Genomic DNA, 15422 nt, shown 5'->3' on the forward strand with positions numbered 1-15422 from the left:
CCTATGCCTCCGCTCCATACACCAGCCGGTCCTGTCGTGCTCTCAGTTCTGCGATCTTGGAGCCCGCGGCGACGGCGGCATTGGCGGTGGTGATGAGTTCGCCCTTCCTGATCGGCGCGGTGACGACACCGCCTTGCAGCAGGCCACATGGGATGGCTTTCGCCGCACGTGCCTCGCCCACGGTCATGATCCAGGCGCGGTAGCAATATTCGCCGATGGCATCGAGCGTCTCGCCCGGCTGCATGTCCTTCTTGGCCACCGCGCAGACGTCGGCCACAGGCTTGGCCAGCGGCACCATGTCGGCCTTGCCGTAGAGCACGACACGCGCGCAGGTCAGCGGCACCTCGAGCGAGGTCAGATGATAGGGCCGGTGGAAGGTGAAATACGGGCCATGGCCCATCTTCAGGTCTTCCATGCGCTCGCGGATGCGCGGATGCGACATGTCGGCGATGACGAAGACGCCCGGCGCCACCCCCTTGCCGATCGAATAGTCGACGACGCCGACCTTGGTCAGCACGCCGCCGTCCTTTTCGGGAACGAGAACCTTGTTGAGCTCGGGCAAGGTCGCGGCCGGGCCGTGCATGCCGGCCTTGTCGGGCACGAGCCCGGTGGCGTTGGCGATCGCCGCCATCTCGACCATGGTCTTGGAGCCGTCGACGAACTCGACGAGCATGCGCACGTTCATGTTGCGGCGCTGAGCTTCCTCGGCATAGTCGTGCGGCACCGCATCGATGTTGAGCGGGTTGTTCTTGCCCTTGCCGGCGGCGACGATGGTGTGGCCCATCGCCGAGACGAACTCGATCAGCTCCATGCATGACGACGGCTCGTCGCCGGCGCCGAGCGAATAGGTGACGCCGAGCCGGTCGGCCTCGGACTTCAAGTAGGCACCGATGGTGACGTCCGCCTCGACATTCATCATCACCAGGTGCTTGCCATGCTCCATGGCGCGCAGGCCGATCTCGGCACCGACAGCGGGCACGCCGGTCGCGTCGATGACGACGTCGATCAGGCCGCTGTTGAGGATCAGGTCGGCATCGTTGGTGACGGCGACCTTGCCGGCCTCGATGGCCTCGCTCAGCGCCGAACCGCTCGACACCTCACGGGCATGGCCCTTTTCCTGGTAGGCGATGTCGACGGCGCGATGGGCATTGGGCAGGTTGAGCTCGGAGATCGCGCCGACCTCGATGCCGGGCATGTGCGCCACCCGCGCCACGATATCGGTGCCCATCTCGCCCGAGCCGATCAGCCCGATGCGGATCGGCTTGCCCGACTTCTGCCGCTCCACGAGGTCCCGCGCCAAGCCGACTGGTGCGACGTTGATGGTCATCCGATGGTTCCTCCCGAATACGCGAACGTAACTAGCCTAGAGCGCGACGGGTATTGAATTATGGCGCCCTGTCAACTCGAATGTCGGCCAGTGCCGCAGGCCGTTTTGTCAGTAGATCACGGACATTGGCTGTTCGGTATCTGGCTTTGCCGATAACATGCGCCGCAACAATGCCCGACAGTGCTGCACAGGCAGCCGAGACGCCAAAACAACGCGCGGCGGGCACGGGAACGCGAGCTGTTTGAAAAACTTGGCCGCCGATCCAGATTTAGTTTCTGAAGATCGGGCAGCGTGGGAGGAACACCATGGCTGAGAAAGTCCTTGTCCTGCTGGGCACCAAGAAAGGCGCCTTCATCGCCGAGAGCGACGCGGCACGAAAGAGCTGGAAGCTGCGCGGCCCATTCTGCGAGACATGGCCGATGAACCATGTCGTCGCCGACCCCAAGACAGGCACGATCTGGGGTGCCGGCGGCAACGAATGGTTCGGCCCGGCGGTGTGGAAATCGACAGACCTTGGCGAGACCTGGACCCATTCGTCGGAAGGGCTCGCTTATGCCGAGGGCGAGGAGCCTATCAAGGCGGTGTGGAGCCTGGCCAAGGGCAATGGCAGCCTTTATGCCGGCGTCCAGCCGGCGGGCCTGTTCCGCAGCGACGACGCCGGCCAGAGCTGGCAGCACATAAACGGGCTGCAGCAGCACCCGTCCCGGCCGCACTGGAATCCCGGCGGCGCCGGCCTGATCCTGCATTCGCTGGTGCTCGATCCCGATGACCACGACCGCATCTGGATCGGCATTTCGGCGGCAGGGGTGTTCTACACCTCCGATGGCGGCGCGACCTGGGAGCCGCGCAATCTCGGCACCCGCGCCGATTTCATGCCCGAGGGCGAGAATTATCCCGAATTCGGCCAGTGCGTGCACAATCTGGTCATGGCGCCCGGCATGCCCGACCGGCTCTACCAGCAGAACCATTGCGGCATGTATCGTTCCGACGACGGCGGCAAGCGCTGGGTCAGCATTGAAAAGGGCCTGCCCTCCACGTTCGGCTTCCCGGCGGCGGCCCATCCGCGCGATCCCGAGACGCTGTATCTGGTGCCGCTCAACGGCGACTCGGCCGGCCGCTACGTGCCCGACGCCAAGGCGGCTGTCTGGCGAACCCGCAGCGGCGGCCGCGAGTGGCAGGCGATGCGCAACGGCCTGCCGCAGGAGAACGCCTATATCGGCGTGCTGCGCCAGGCGATGGCGACCGATCGGCTGGACCCCGCCGGCGTCTACTTCGGCACCAGCTCCGGCGCCCTGTTCGCCAGTCCCGACGAGGGCGAAAGCTGGGTCAGCGTCGCCCAGCACCTGCCGACGATCCTGTCTGTCGAAACGCTCGTCGTCGACTGACGGCGCGGGTAGCGACAGTGGACAACACCCCTTCCCCCGGAGCCAGGCCAGCCTCGTCGCTAGCCACCATCGTGGTGCGACTACCCGGCGTGCTGGTCGACCTGTTTCCCGGCGCCGTCAGGCGCGTCGAGGTGCCGGCTGCGACTGTCCGCGACATGGTCGACGAACTCGACAGGCTTTGGCCGGGCATGCGCGACCGCATCTGTGACAGCCGCCCCGCAATCCGCAAGCATATGAATGTCTTCGTCGAAGGCGAGCGCGCCACGCTGAAGACGCGTCTCAGGCCCGGCGTCGAGGTCTTCGTGCTCACCGCCATCAGCGGCGGCTAGTCCGGGTCGGGCGCCTTCCGAAAATCGATTCCGCAGCGCCAGGGCATCGGCTAGTATCCCCCCGGGATTGACCACAAGGGGTTATCAGATGCGGAAAATTGGCCTTCTTCTTGCAACGATGCTGGCATTTGCACCTGTTTTGCCCGAGGTGGCGGTGGCGCAGGAGCGCGTGGAGACGCTGCGCATGCGCCCCGGCGCGACGCAGACGACGGTGCGCGGCATCGTCATCGGCAGGATCAGCGCCTCCTACCGGCTCGAGGCGCGGGCCGGCCAGCGCATGAGCCTCGACCTCAATTCGCGCAACACCTTCCTCTACTTCAACGTACTCGACCCGCGCGGCCGCGCCATCGCCCGCGAGGAAACGCAGTGGGACGGCCGCCTGCCCGCCTCCGGCGTCTACACCATCCAGATTTACCTGGTTCGCGCCGAGGCGCGCCGCAACCGGCCGGCACCGTTTTCGCTCGACGTCCGCATCGCCGGACGCGGCGAAGGCCCCGGCCCGGCACCAGGGCCGGACCCGGCACCCGGCCCACGTTCGTGGCGTGTCGTCGGCGTCGCTGCCAACGACGTGCTCAATCTCCGGGAAAGCCCGTCGCCGCGCGGCTTCGTCGTCGCCGAAATTCCGTTCGACGCCAACGGCCTGCGCAATCTCGGCTGCCAGGACGGCCAGAGCTGGTGCAAGGTGCGCTATCGCGGCCAGGAAGGCTGGGTCAACGGCCGCTTCCTCAGGCCGGAATGATCCGCCCGAAGCCGGCGCCGGCTCAGATCTCGGAAACGGGATCGACCAGCAACGGCCCGCTGTGCAGGTAGCGCGTGGTCTTGCGCTTGGAGGCAATGTCGGTCCACACGCGTCCGACCTGCTCGGCGGTCAGCCCCGAAGCACGGCCGACCTCTTCGGCCGCAATGCCGTTGTTGAGCCCGTAAAGGCACAGGTCCATGCGGTCGTAAGGCAAGGAGAAATAAAACTCCTCCTGCGTCTGCTGCAGCGAATAGGTATCGGTCGTCGGCGGCCGCCGGCGGATTTCCTCGGGCACGCCGAGATGGGCGGCGAGCTGGTAGACCTGCGACTTGTAGAGATGGGCGATCGGCTTGACGTCGGCGGCACCGTCGCCGTTCTTGACGAAGAAGCCCTGGTCGTATTCCAGCCGGTTCGGCGTGCCGATGACGGCATAGTTGAGCCGGTCGGCGTGGAAATACTCGACCTGCTTGCGGGTGCGCTGCTTCATGTTGGTGGAGGCGACGATGCCGAGATAGACATGCGGCGGCATGCGCAGCTTGGTCTGCTTGCCCTCGGGGTCCTGCACCACCAAGGACGAGATGTTGTAGCCGCCCTCGTTGGTCAGCGCGTTGGCAATCACGATCTTGCACGCCCAGCCGGCACCGTATTCAGGCACGAGCTCGCGGATGAAGGCGTCGCGGCGCTCATAGCAGCCCATCGCCTTGAGCGTCGGGCCGATGTTCTCGATGACCGCCGATATGCCGAAGGTTTCGGCGACGAGCCGCCCGAGCTGCAGGCTCTCCGGGTCGGAATCGTCCTCCGGCATGAACAGGGCAAAGACATTCTTGGCGCCGACCGCGCGTACGGCAAGAGCAGCACTCACGCTCGAATCGACGCCACCCGACAGGCCGAGCACCAGCCCGCGCCGGCGCAGCGTGCCCGTCAGCTGGCTGCGCAAGGCGGCTGATATCCTCGCGGCCTCGGTTTCAGGATCGATCGTCAGCGTCGCCGCGCCGAAACTGCCGGTTTGCGCCAGTGGCATGTTCATTGCGTCGGCTCCATGGATTCGGCGGCGAGACGCCGGCTGACCTTGCCGGTGTCGGTCCTGGGCAATTCGGATCGGAACTCGATGATCTTGGGCACCATGAAGTCCTCGAGATGGGCCTGGCAGTGGCGGAGGATTTCACGCTGGCTGAGGTTGGGATCGGACAGCACGATCAATGCGCCGATGGCATGGCCGAGGATGGGATCGGGCACGCCGATCACCACCGCCTCGGCGACGCCGGGGCAGGCGTGCAGAACGGCCTCGACCTCCTTGGGCGCGACTTTTTCGCCGCGCGTCTTGATGATGTCGTCCTTGCGCCCGACGAAATAGAGGAAACCCTCGGCGTCGCGGCGGAACAGGTCGCCGGTGTAGAGCAGCTTTTCCCAGGGGTTGAAGCCCGGGCGCAGCATGCGGTTGGTGGCTTCCGAGTTCTCCCAGTAGCCCTGCATGACGTGGGGCCCGCGGATGACCAGCTCGCCCGGCGTGTCGGGCGGCACCGGCTGGCCGAAGTCGTCGACAACGAAGGCTTCGGTGTTGGGGATGGCGATGCCGACCGAGCCGGGGCGCCGGTCGAGTTCCGCCGGCGGCAAATAGGTGCAGCGCTTGCACTCGGTCAGGCCGTACATGGAATAGAGGCGGACCCCGGTGAACAGTTCGCGCAGCCTGGCGATATGCGCCGGCGGCAGCGCGGCCGCCGTGTTGGTGACGTAACGCAGGCTGGGCAGGAAGCCCGGCTTGATGTCGCGCATCTGCAGGATCAGCGCCGCCATTGTCGGTACCAGCGGGAAGCCGGTGACGTTCTCGGCGCGGATGACGTCGAAGATCGCCTGCGGGAAGGAAAACGACTTTTCGAGCACCAGCGTGGCGCCCATCTTGACCGACATGATCAGCTGGTAGAGGCCGTAGTCGAAGGCCAGCGGCAGGACGTTGAGGATGATGTCGTCCGCTGTGTTTTCGAGATAGGTGGTGATCGAGCTGGCAGCCGCCTCGATGTTGCGGTGGGTCATCATCACGCCCTTGGGCCGGCCGGTCGAACCCGAGGTGTAGATCAGCATGGCAAGGTCGACATCGATGCCGCCATGACGTGGCGGTTCCGCACTGCCCTGCAGGCATTCTTCGAACGAGACGGCACCTTCTGCTGACTTGCCGCCGGCCGAGGTCGACACGACGATCAGCTCGCCGCCGTCATTGGCCTCGGTGACGACGGGCAGCAGCCGCGCCTGGGTCAGCACGGCGCGCGCGCGGCAGTTGCCGATGATGAAATCGAGCTTGTCAGCCTTGGTCGACGGGTTGATCGGACTGAAGACGGCGCCGGCCTTGGCAATGGCAAACACCGACACCGCGGCTTCCCAGCAATTGTCCATGAAGACCAGCACGCGATCGCCACGGCCGACGCCGAGATCGCCGAGCCTAGCTGCCAGCCGGTCCGACATGCTGTCGAGCTCGGCATAGGTCAGGCGCACGTCGCGGGCAATCAGTGCGGTCTTGTCGCCCCGCAACCGTGCACTGTCGCGCAAGAATTGCTCCAGTCGCATTGCCCCCTCCCAGGCGCCTCAGGCGGCGCCAGCTGCCTGCTTGATCGGCTGCGCCGCTGCCTGCTTGGCCTCGATGAAGGCGGCGATCCGCACCAGCGAGTCGAGATTGGCCGGAACGATGTCGGAATCCGCCATCTCAAGCCCGAACTGGTCCTCGATATAGGTCACCAGCTCGAGCACGCCGGTGGAGTCGATCACGCCGCTTTCGATCAGCGAAACGTCGTCGGCCAGTGCGTAGGACGTGTCCCCGAACAGGAAGTTGTCGATGATGAAGGCTTTGACCGTGTCCTTGATCTGCTGCGTCATGCTCTCTCCTTTTGGTCCATTGTCAGGCAGCCTCGGTAACGTCGGACCTCGATCCGGCGAATGACCGGTTCCACAGCTGCGTCGACAGGATGCCGACGAAGGCGGCGTTGTCCCGGAAGCCCGATACGGCTTGCTGCCGGCACTTTTCGGTCAGCTTCCTTACCGTTGAAACGTCGAAGAATCCTGAATCGGCGATCGCCTCGGCGCTCATCGCCTCGCGCAGCCACACCGGCTCGCTGGCACCGACGAAGGATTGCGAATCCGGGGCGCGGTAGGGCTGCTTGACGCGCTGGCCGATCGATGGTGGCAGCAGGTCCTTGGTCGCCTCGCGCAATATGTGCTTTTCGACCAGCCCCTTGAGCTTCATGCCGGGCGGCAGCCGGCTTGCAAACTCGACCAGCCGATGGTCGAGGAACGGGAAGCGCCCTTCGATGCCGTGCGCCATGGCCATGCGGTCGCCCTGGCTCGACAGGATATAGCCGGGCAGCAAAAAGCGGCTTTCGAGATATTGCGCCTGATGCAGCGGGTGCCAGCGGGCGAAACGCTCGGGTAGCCGCGAGGCGAGTTCCGCGGCGGCATCGTAGGATGCGAGCTTCGCGCGCAGGTCCCCTGAGAAGAACAGCTTTGCCGCGGCGGTGTTGCGCATGCGCGGACGGTGCGAATAGAGCGGATCGTCGAGGCTGTCCTTGCCGGCACCGAAGAAGGCGGCGAGATAGGCGGCCGACTGTTTCTGCAGCCCAGGCAGGTAGGGATAGAGCTTGCGGAACAGGTGCGGCCGGCTGGTCGAGCCGGGCTGGCGGTCGCAGAAGCGCCGCACCAGCGTTTCCTTGAAGATGTCGTAGCCGGCGAAGACCTCGTCGGCGCCCTCGCCGGTCAGCACCACCTTGATGCCCTTGGCGCGGACAAGCCCGGAAAGCTGGTAGAGCGGCGCTGGTGCGGTGCGAATGACCGGGCGCTCGGTGGCGTTGATCACCTCGGGGAAGATCGAAGCGATGTCGCCGGGGCCGACATTCACCGCGCTGTGGTGCGAGCCGATGGCAAGGGCCATCTCTTCCTGGAATTCGCTTTCGTCATGCTCGGCACTGTCGAAGGTCACCGAGAAGGTGCGCAGCCCGCCAGCGGCCATCGGCGCTGCCAGCGCCGAGACGATCGATGAATCGAGGCCGCCCGAGAGATAGGAGCCGACGGTCACGTCGGCGCGCATGCGGATGCGCGTTGCATCGGTGAGCAGCGCCCTGAGTTCTTCCGCCGCCGCCTTTTCGTCGCGCGGAGCGCGGTGCGTTTCGGCGTCGGGGAAATCGAGCTGCCAGTAGGGACGCGTGACGAGCCCGCCTTTGTCGGCGATCATGATGTGTGCGGGTTCGAGCTCGTAGACGTTCTTGAAAGCGGTGCGCGGCGCGATCGGCGCCCACAGCGTGAATATCTGGTCGAGCGCGATTTCGTCGAGTTCGGCGGTGAAGCCCGGCACCTTGGCAAACGCCTTGACCTCGGAAGCAAAAAACAAGGTACCGCGCACCTCGGTGTAGAACAGCGGCCGCACCCCCATCCGGTCGCGAGCCAGGAACATGCGCTGCCGCGGCGCGTCCCAGATGGCAAAGGCGAAGTCGCCATTCATCACGTCGACGCAGTCCGGGCCCATCTCCTCGTAGAGATGCAGGATCACCTCGGTATCACTGCCGGTGCGGAACCGGCGGCCCCGCGCCTTCAATTCGTCGCGCAACTCGACATAGTTGAATATCTCGCCGTTGAAGGCGATGTGGAGATCGCCCGAGGCGCTGGCCATCGGCTGCTGTCCATCGCCAAGCCCAACGACCGACAGGCGCGCATGGCCAAGGCCCGCCGATGGCGCGACGAAGATGCCTTGCTCGTCGGGGCCTCTGTGGGCGATGCTGCCGGTCATCCGCCGCAGCAGCATTTCAGCTGCCGCCGGCTCGACACCTCCGAGATACCCGACAAAACCACACATACGCTGGACTCTGTTCCGCTAGTGCGACGAGCGCACGTGTTTAGCGCAGGTTAACCAATGGCAGGAAAGCACACTTCCGATATCAAAACACATCACAAAGCCGATAGTCTTCGGTTTCGCGGCCAGAGATACGATAGTAGATATCGATATGAGGTTCTTTGCGTAATGACTTGTATGAACAAGTCATGTTGATGACAATCGTGCCTGACAGAAGCATTGCCCGGTTGACGATCCAAGGCACTAGGGTTGTCATGGGCAGGGCAAGGGACTTGGCGAGGGCAACAATGCATATCGTTGAGAACAGCGGCGGCAAATCGGGAATAGCGCTGCACAGGTTCATGGACATCGAGCTCGAACTGGGGCCCGACGTGCTTGTCCCGCGCGAGGAAACAGAAATTCTCGGCCGTGCCGCGATCGGCATCCTCAACGGCCGCGAGCCTGATATCAGGGTGATCGACATGTGTTGCGGTTCCGGCAATCTCGGACTGGCGATCGCCAGCAAGGTGCCGGGCGCGCGGGTGTGGAGCGCCGACCTGACCGACAGCACCGTCGCCACCGCCCGCCGAAATGCCGACCGTCTCGGCGTTGCCGACCGGGTGACGATCGCCCAGGGCGATCTGTTCGGCGCGTTCGACGGGCTCGATCTCGCCGGATCCATGGACCTCGTGGTCTGCAATCCGCCCTACATATCGTCGGCCCGCCTGGAAGGCGACCGCAGCGAGTTGCTTGCATCCGAACCCAGGGAGGCATTCGACGGCGGACCCTATGGCCTGTCCATCCACCAGCGGCTCATCCGCGATGCGGCGGCATTTCTGAAGCCGGGCGGGTGGCTGGCCTTCGAATTCGGCGAAGGCCAGGACCGCCAGGTGGCGGCGCTGCTTGCCAGGGCACGCGCCTACGCGCCGGCGGAATTCGTCGCCGACGGCGCCAAGACACCGCGCGTGGCCATCGTCCGCAAACTCGACCCCGCGTGACCGGGAGTTCGAACTTCACCCTTCCTAGATGTTTCCCACCTAATCCATTGCTGCCGTGACATGACCGAGGCTTCGCCCGATGCCTGAAATTCGTCCATTGCAGGCCGCCGATCTCGCGGTCGTCGCAGACATGTTCCAGCGTGTGCTGCGCAAGCGCCGCACGCCCACGCCCGCCTCCCTTCCCGGCTACCTCCAGCGGCTCTATCTCGACTCCACGGATGGCACGGCTGGATCGCCGTCGCTTGTCCATGTCGCCGACGACGGCCAGATATCGGGCTTCATCGGCGTCACCTCGCTGCCCATGCGCTTCAACGACAAGAAGCTGAATGCCTCGATCTGTGGCTCGCTGATGGTCGACGAGGACCAGCGCAACGACCTGTCAGGCGCAAGGCTGCTCAAGGCGTTTCTCGCCGGCCCGCAGGATCTTTCGTTCAGCGAGACGGCGAGCGACGTCACCGCCAGCATGTGGACGACGCTGCGCGGTTCGATCCTGCCGCAATACAGCCTCGACTGGATCAAGGTGTTCAAGCCGGCTGCCTTTGCGGTTGCCGGCGCCAGGCAACGGCTGCCCGTTGCGCGCTTTGGTGCCCCGTTGGCCCGCGCCGTCGATGCCTGCCTCGGCCTTCGCCGCAGCGGCGGCGAATTTTCACGCTGGTTCGGCGCCGGCGATGCGACGGCATCGCAAGGCCGCTATACGGTTTCGGACATCGATGCCGACGGCTTCGCCGGATTGCTCGGCAAATTCACCTCGCGCTTCGCCATTCATCCGGATTGGGACGAGCAGGTGCTGTCCCGCGTCATGTCGGATGCCTCGACCAAAAAGGACTATGGCGAAATTTTCCGCTGCACGGTGGCTGCGCGCACCGGGGCCGTCATCGGGGCCTTTGTCTATTTTGGCCGGCCCGGCGACATCGGCCACGTCCTGCAGGTCCTGGCGTTGCCCGGCCAGGCAGGTGCCGTGATCGACTGCCTGATCAACCATGCCGCCGCTGCAGGCCTCGCCGGGATCAGGGGCAGAACCCAGCCGGCATTGCTGGAAGCAATGCTCGGTAGGCGGATCATCTTCATCAACGTCAACTCGACGGTCGTGCATTCCCGCGATCCCGAACTCGTGCGGCAATTCCAGGCCGGCAACGGCTTTTTCAACGGGCTGGTTGGGGAGCATTGGAGCCGGATCTTCGGCGACCACTTCGACTGACGGCTGGGTGGTCGGCCTGAACTAGAATGCGTAGGACAGGACGTCGCCGGCCTGGCTGCTCATTGGCCCGAAGCGGCAGGCATTCGGCACCGACTTTTCCGCGCAGTAGCGATTGACGGCACGCGTGGTCGTGCCGCTGAGGACGCCGGTGACGGGTCCTTTGTAGAAGCCGGCCTGCTTGAGCTGCTGCTGTGCCAGGTAGATGTAGCCGTTCGGATGGGTGGTTCGCATCATGCGGATCAGCGACTGGCGCTGTTCCGCAGAGAGTTCGTGCATGCGCGCGGCGATCGACTGGTAGTTCTGGCGGCCGGAGCCTGCGGCAGCAAACAGCATTTCCTCGACAAGGCGGTCGCCACGCGACAGCCACGGCGACACGCCCGCGATCAGTTGCTCGGCGCGTTTCGGATCGGCCTTGATGAAGGTCGTTCGGCCATAGCGGCGGCCGTCGCGATAGTAGCTGATCAGGTGCCGGGCCGCCGCGACGTTGCCGCTGCCCGCGGCCTGTTCGAGCAGCGCCACCGCTGCCTTGGCGTCGCGCTTGGTGCCCATGCCGTAGAGCATGGCATCGGCCAGCGGGATGACGGCATCGTCCAGCCCGGTCGCTTCGGCCTGGCGCAAGGCTGCGACCCCATCGGCCGGCTTGCCGGCATTGCGCAGCAGGCTCTCCGACAGAGCAGACCCCAGGATGAGCAGGCCGTAGGGATCGCCCGCCTCCGCCGCCTGGCGATAGTAGCCGGCGGCTCTCTTGCCGTTGCTCTGCAACAGCTTGCCTTCCCGAAAGAGGTCGCCGAGCCTGATCAGCCCTTGCGTCCGTCCGAGCGAGGCAGCCTCCGCATATTCGCGCATTGCGGCCTGGACGTCGGGTGGGCCGCCATCACCCCGGCTCAGCAGGTCGCCCATCACGACATGCGCCTCGGCTTCGCCGCTCTCGGTCGCAGCCTTGACCATGGCCCGGCCTGTGGCAATGTCTTGCGCTGTGCCCTGCCCGCGCGCCACCATTGCGCCGGCACGGACGGCCCCGATGACGTCGCCGAGCCCTGCGGCCTGGCGGTAGTAGCCGAGCGCCTTGGGCAGGTCCACGGCGACCGTCATGCCGTCGCTATAGAAGTCGCCGAGCCGCACCAGCGCCTCGACCTCATTGAGGCTCACAGCGCGCTCGTAGGCCGCGACAGCCGCATCGCCATCGACGTCGCCCGACTCCGGTTCACGCAAAAGGTCGCCAAGGCTGATCAGCGCCTGCGGGTTGCCGGCATCGGCGAACCGCCGGACGATGTCGCGCCCGCCCGAAACGTCGCGCAAGGTGCCCAACCCATGCGCCGTCATCTCGCCTGCCCGCAAGGCGGCGCGCGTGTTGCCCGCCTCGGCGGCGCGCTTGTAGTAGTCAAGGCCAGCGCCGGCATCGGTCGCCACCGGCGACTGCACCACGCCGCTGTAGACATCGCCAAGGAACGTCAACGCTTCGGCGTCGCCCGCATCGGCGAGGCTCTTGATCGAGGCCAGCCCGCCTTCGACGTCCTGGCGGGTGCCCTGGCCACGGAACGTCAGTTCGGCGACGCGCAGCTTGCCGAATTGTTGTCCAGCCTGCGCAGCCTTGTCGTAGAACTCGAAAGCCTTGACGTAATCGGGCTTGCCGGCGCGTCCACTGCCGTAGAGATCGGCAAGCCGCAGCAAGGCGTCGGCATGTCCGAGAGCCGCCGCCTTGGCATAAGCTGTTTCCGCCTGCTCCGCGTCCAACGCACCGGCATCGGCGTCGTTCATCAGGTCGCCGAGCGAAACGAGCGCGTGCATGTTGCCGCGATCGGCAAGCGAGCGCACCAGCGCTAGCCCGGCCTCCCGGTCCCTGGCGATGCCCTGCCCGCGCGCCAGCATCTCGCCGCTGCGCAGGATGCCTGTTTCGTTGCCCGCCGCGGCAGCGCGGCGGTAATAATCGTAGGCCCGCGGCAGGTCGAGCGGGATCGCCTGGCTGTCGGCGTGACTATAGAGACCGCCAAGCGAGGCGAGCGCTGCACCATCGCCGGCCGATGCCACCTCCTCGATGGCCGACAGGCCGGCGGTGATATCCCGTTCGGTGCCTTCGCCCAGCACGCGCATTTCGCCGACCCGCAACCGTGCTATGGCGCTGCCGGCCTCCGCCGCCTGGCGGTAGTAGTCGAACGCCTTCGCCGGATCGCGGTTGGCGTTGCCGGCATTGCTGTAGAGATCGCCGAGCCGCAGCAACGCATCGGCGTTGACGGCGCGCTCCGAGGTGGCTCCGCCCGATGTCGACGACGCGCCTGCCTCGGGCGCAGTTTCCGCCGACATGGCGGTGCCCGCCGAGAGTGCGACGAACACCGTCATCAGCGCCACATGGCAGATACGCGACAATGCCAACTCCTTAACAGCCGTCGGCCAAGCGACGCCGTTCAGTTCTGTACATTTTCTCCTGCTGCCGGGTTCTCCGCGTCGACCGCCTTCAGGTAATATTCCGCCGCCTTGCCGCCGTCGGCCGGAACGCCCTTGCCGTCGCGATAGACGTCGCCGAGCCTGAGCAGGGCATCGGCGCGACCCTGCCGGGCTGCATTTTCGTAGGCAGCGACGGCGGCATCACCGTCGACCGGTCCCACCGCACCGGACAGATGGAGGTCGCCAAGCACGACATAGGCATAGGGGTCGCCTGATATGCCGACCTGCCTGACAAGCTCGAGACCCGCCGGAATGTCCTGGCGCGTGCCTTCGCCCCGTGCGGTCATCTCGCCCTGGCGCAGCCTGCCGGTCTCGTCGCCGGCCATGCTGGCCCGGCGGTAATAATCGAACGCCTTGGCAGGGTCGGCCGGTATCGTGCCGCCAAGCCGATAGATGTCGCCGATGCGCACAAGCGCGTCCGGGCGTCCCAGTGCTGCTGCCTTCTCATAAGCCAGCACTGCCCCCGACGCGTCGACCTTGCCCGTCGAGCCATCGCCGATCAGCGCCGCGAACGACATCAGCGCATCGCTGTTGCCGGCGTCGGCTACGGCCTTGACCAGCCGCAGGCCGCCCGCGACGTCCCTGGCAGTGCCCTGGCCACGCACCATCATCTCGCCGGCGTGCACCGCTCCCATGACGCTGCCGGCATCGGCGGATTTGCTGTAATAGCCGAACGCCGTTGCCGGATTGGCCGGCAGCAGCCCGCCGATACCGCGCTGATAGAGCCCGCCGAGCAGGTTCATCGCGTCCGCGTCGCCGTCGTCGGCGAGCGAATTCATCTGGGCAAGGCCGGCGGCGACGTTGCGATCGGTGCCCTGCCCGAGAACCGTCATTTCGCCGACGCGCAGCTTGCCGGCCAGATTGCCGGCCTGCGACGCCCTGACGTAGTAGGCGAAGGCCTTGGGTGGATCGGAAGCAATCGCGCCGTTGCGGCTGTAAAGGTCGCCGAGCCTGACCAGCGCATCGCTGTGACCGAGCGACGCGGCCTTTTCGTAGGATGTGACGGCAGCGGGAAGGTCGACGGGGGCGACCGCCGCATCGCTGAGCAGGTCGCCGAGCGCGATCAGCGCGAAGGTGTCGCCGTGGTCGGCAAGACCGGTCAGCATCGCCCGCCCGGCCTGGTAGGATTGGCTGGTGCCGCGACCCCGCGCCAGCATTTCGCCGGTGCGCAGGATGCCGGTCTCGTCACCGCTGTCGGCGGCACGGCGGAAATAGCCGAAGGCCTTGCCGAGATCGATCGCGATGACGCCGCCATCGGCGCGGCTGTAGAGCGAACCGAGCAGGACGAGCCCGGCGGGGTTGCGCGTGCGCGCCACCACCTCCTCGATCATCGCCAGCCCGGCTTGGACGTCCTGCGTCGCCCCTTGCCCGATGGCGATCATCTCGCCGACACGCAGCTTGGCCATGTCATAGCCGAGATCGGCTGCCTTGCGGTAATAGTCGAGCGCCTTTTCCGGCTCCATCGCGACCATGCCCTGGCCGCCGGGCCGGTACAGGTCGCCAAGCAGCACCAGCGCCTCGGGGTTGCCGGCATCGGCGAGCGCGCCGATCATCGCCAGGCCCTTGCCGGTGTCGCGGGCGACGCCTTGCCCACGCGCCAGCATCTCGCCGACACGCAGCTTGCCGTCGGCGTTGCCGGCCTTGGCGGCCTGGTCGTAGAACAGGTAGGCCCGCTTCGGGTCGGCGGCAACGACCCTGCCCTCGCGGTACAGGTCGCCAAGCCGCATCAAGGCTTCCGAGCTGCCCATGCTCGCCGCCTGCAGGTAAAGCTCGGATGCCGCGAAGGGGTCGGCCGGCGCGTCCTTGACGACGCCGATCAGGTCCGACGGCGAGATGACCGCGTAGATCGCGGCGGGTCGGCCGGGATTGTCCAGGCCGCGATAATAGGCGAGCGCCGCTTCGGCCGCGGCAGCCGTCGTCTTGCCGTCGCGGTAGAGGTCGCCCAGGGCGATGTACGACGCCGCAAGCGCCTGCGTGAAACCATCGCGGGCATCCGCCTTGGATTTGGTAGCCTGGATGGCGTGGGGTTCGGCCGGGGACGCAAGGCCCAGCGCCGGCGACGTTGGAGCCTGTCCGGCGGGACTGGCTTCAGCTATTCCCGACACAACAGCGCTGGCAACCAACAACCAGCCGATACGCATGGGCCCAAGCTCCCAACAGCGCGGCGCATCCAGGATGCGCCGCTGCTAATATGAAA

Annotated in this window: 12 protein-coding genes; 5 read left to right on the forward strand and 7 right to left on the reverse strand. The window is 66.0% G+C overall.

Translation table 11 applies throughout. The features are described from left to right. Position 1: 1 nt before the first annotated feature. Entirely contained in the window at positions 2–1327 is a 1326-nt protein-coding gene (locus tag J1C56_RS12055) for an NAD(P)H-dependent oxidoreductase (RefSeq protein WP_214389364.1), read from the reverse strand. A 305-nt stretch (positions 1328–1632) separates the two neighbouring features. Here J1C56_RS12055 and J1C56_RS12060 point away from each other — a divergent pair, with 305 nt between their 5' ends. The 3 genes from J1C56_RS12060 to J1C56_RS12070 all read left to right on the forward strand — a co-directional run bounded on the left by J1C56_RS12060 (position 1633) and on the right by J1C56_RS12070 (position 3780). Beyond that, complete coding sequence (locus tag J1C56_RS12060; RefSeq protein WP_214389365.1) at positions 1633–2712, forward strand: WD40/YVTN/BNR-like repeat-containing protein; 1080 nt, start codon at positions 1633–1635, stop codon at positions 2710–2712. Between the two features lie 17 nt (positions 2713–2729). Next, complete coding sequence (locus J1C56_RS12065) at positions 2730–3041, forward strand: MoaD/ThiS family protein (protein WP_214389366.1); 312 nt, start codon at positions 2730–2732, stop codon at positions 3039–3041. Between the two features lie 88 nt (positions 3042–3129). Next, positions 3130–3780: an SH3 domain-containing protein gene (locus tag J1C56_RS12070; RefSeq protein ID WP_214389367.1), complete on the forward strand. Its 651-nt coding sequence runs from the start codon at positions 3130–3132 to the stop codon at positions 3778–3780. Positions 3781–3802: 22 nt separating this feature from the next. Here J1C56_RS12070 and nadE read toward each other — a convergent pair whose 3' ends face one another. The 4 genes from nadE to asnB are packed head-to-tail and all read right to left on the reverse strand — an operon-like array spanning position 3803 to position 8611. Then, positions 3803–4807 (reverse strand): NAD(+) synthase, encoded by a 1005-nt coding sequence (gene nadE, locus J1C56_RS12075; protein WP_214389369.1) that lies wholly within the window; start codon positions 4805–4807, stop codon positions 3803–3805. Next, positions 4804–6339: a class I adenylate-forming enzyme family protein gene (locus tag J1C56_RS12080; RefSeq protein WP_214389371.1), complete on the reverse strand. Its 1536-nt coding sequence runs from the start codon at positions 6337–6339 to the stop codon at positions 4804–4806. The genes nadE and J1C56_RS12080 overlap by 4 nt, the downstream gene beginning before the upstream one ends. 18 nt (positions 6340–6357) lie before the next feature. Next, on the reverse strand, positions 6358–6645 hold the full coding sequence (locus tag J1C56_RS12085; protein WP_214389373.1) for an acyl carrier protein: 288 nt from the start codon (positions 6643–6645) through the stop codon (positions 6358–6360). Between the two features lie 22 nt (positions 6646–6667). After that, positions 6668–8611: an asparagine synthase (glutamine-hydrolyzing) gene (gene asnB / locus J1C56_RS12090; protein WP_214389375.1), complete on the reverse strand. Its 1944-nt coding sequence runs from the start codon at positions 8609–8611 to the stop codon at positions 6668–6670. A gap of 284 nt (positions 8612–8895) precedes the next feature. Between asnB and J1C56_RS12095 the strand changes: the two genes are divergently transcribed. Continuing rightward, complete coding sequence (locus J1C56_RS12095) at positions 8896–9585, forward strand: N5-glutamine methyltransferase family protein (RefSeq protein WP_246591319.1); 690 nt, start codon at positions 8896–8898, stop codon at positions 9583–9585. A 79-nt stretch (positions 9586–9664) separates the two neighbouring features. After that, the gene (locus J1C56_RS12100; protein ID WP_214389377.1) at positions 9665–10783 is read left to right on the forward strand and encodes a hypothetical protein; all 1119 of its coding nucleotides are present in this window, start codon (positions 9665–9667) and stop codon (positions 10781–10783) included. Positions 10784–10804: 21 nt separating this feature from the next. On the opposite strand, the gene J1C56_RS12105 is transcribed toward J1C56_RS12100, so the two are convergent. After that, positions 10805–13147, reverse strand: coding sequence for an SEL1-like repeat protein (locus tag J1C56_RS12105; protein ID WP_214389379.1), 2343 nt, complete (start codon positions 13145–13147; stop codon positions 10805–10807). Positions 13148–13185: 38 nt separating this feature from the next. Then, positions 13186–15366 (reverse strand): tetratricopeptide repeat protein, encoded by a 2181-nt coding sequence (locus J1C56_RS12110; protein WP_214389381.1) that lies wholly within the window; start codon positions 15364–15366, stop codon positions 13186–13188. Positions 15367–15422 lie beyond the last annotated feature (56 nt).

Source organism: Aminobacter anthyllidis (assembly GCF_018555685.1).
Classification (GTDB): Bacteria; Pseudomonadota; Alphaproteobacteria; order Rhizobiales; family Rhizobiaceae; genus Aminobacter; species Aminobacter anthyllidis.

Excerpts from the sequence above, each read along its gene's own strand:
- J1C56_RS12055 (WP_214389364.1), bottom strand. The coding sequence starts at position 1,327 with ATGACCATCAACGTCGCACCAGTCGGCTTGGCGCGGGACCTCGTGGAG.
- J1C56_RS12060 (WP_214389365.1), top strand. The coding sequence starts at position 1,633 with ATGGCTGAGAAAGTCCTTGTCCTGCTGGGCACCAAGAAAGGCGCCTTC.
- J1C56_RS12070 (WP_214389367.1), top strand. The coding sequence starts at position 3,130 with ATGCGGAAAATTGGCCTTCTTCTTGCAACGATGCTGGCATTTGCACCT.
- nadE (WP_214389369.1), bottom strand. The coding sequence starts at position 4,807 with ATGAACATGCCACTGGCGCAAACCGGCAGTTTCGGCGCGGCGACGCTG.
- J1C56_RS12080 (WP_214389371.1), bottom strand. The coding sequence starts at position 6,339 with ATGCGACTGGAGCAATTCTTGCGCGACAGTGCACGGTTGCGGGGCGAC.
- J1C56_RS12085 (WP_214389373.1), bottom strand. The coding sequence starts at position 6,645 with ATGACGCAGCAGATCAAGGACACGGTCAAAGCCTTCATCATCGACAAC.
- asnB (WP_214389375.1), bottom strand. The coding sequence starts at position 8,611 with ATGTGTGGTTTTGTCGGGTATCTCGGAGGTGTCGAGCCGGCGGCAGCT.
- J1C56_RS12095 (WP_246591319.1), top strand. The coding sequence starts at position 8,896 with ATGCATATCGTTGAGAACAGCGGCGGCAAATCGGGAATAGCGCTGCAC.
- J1C56_RS12100 (WP_214389377.1), top strand. The coding sequence starts at position 9,665 with ATGCCTGAAATTCGTCCATTGCAGGCCGCCGATCTCGCGGTCGTCGCA.
- J1C56_RS12110 (WP_214389381.1), bottom strand. The coding sequence starts at position 15,366 with ATGCGTATCGGCTGGTTGTTGGTTGCCAGCGCTGTTGTGTCGGGAATA.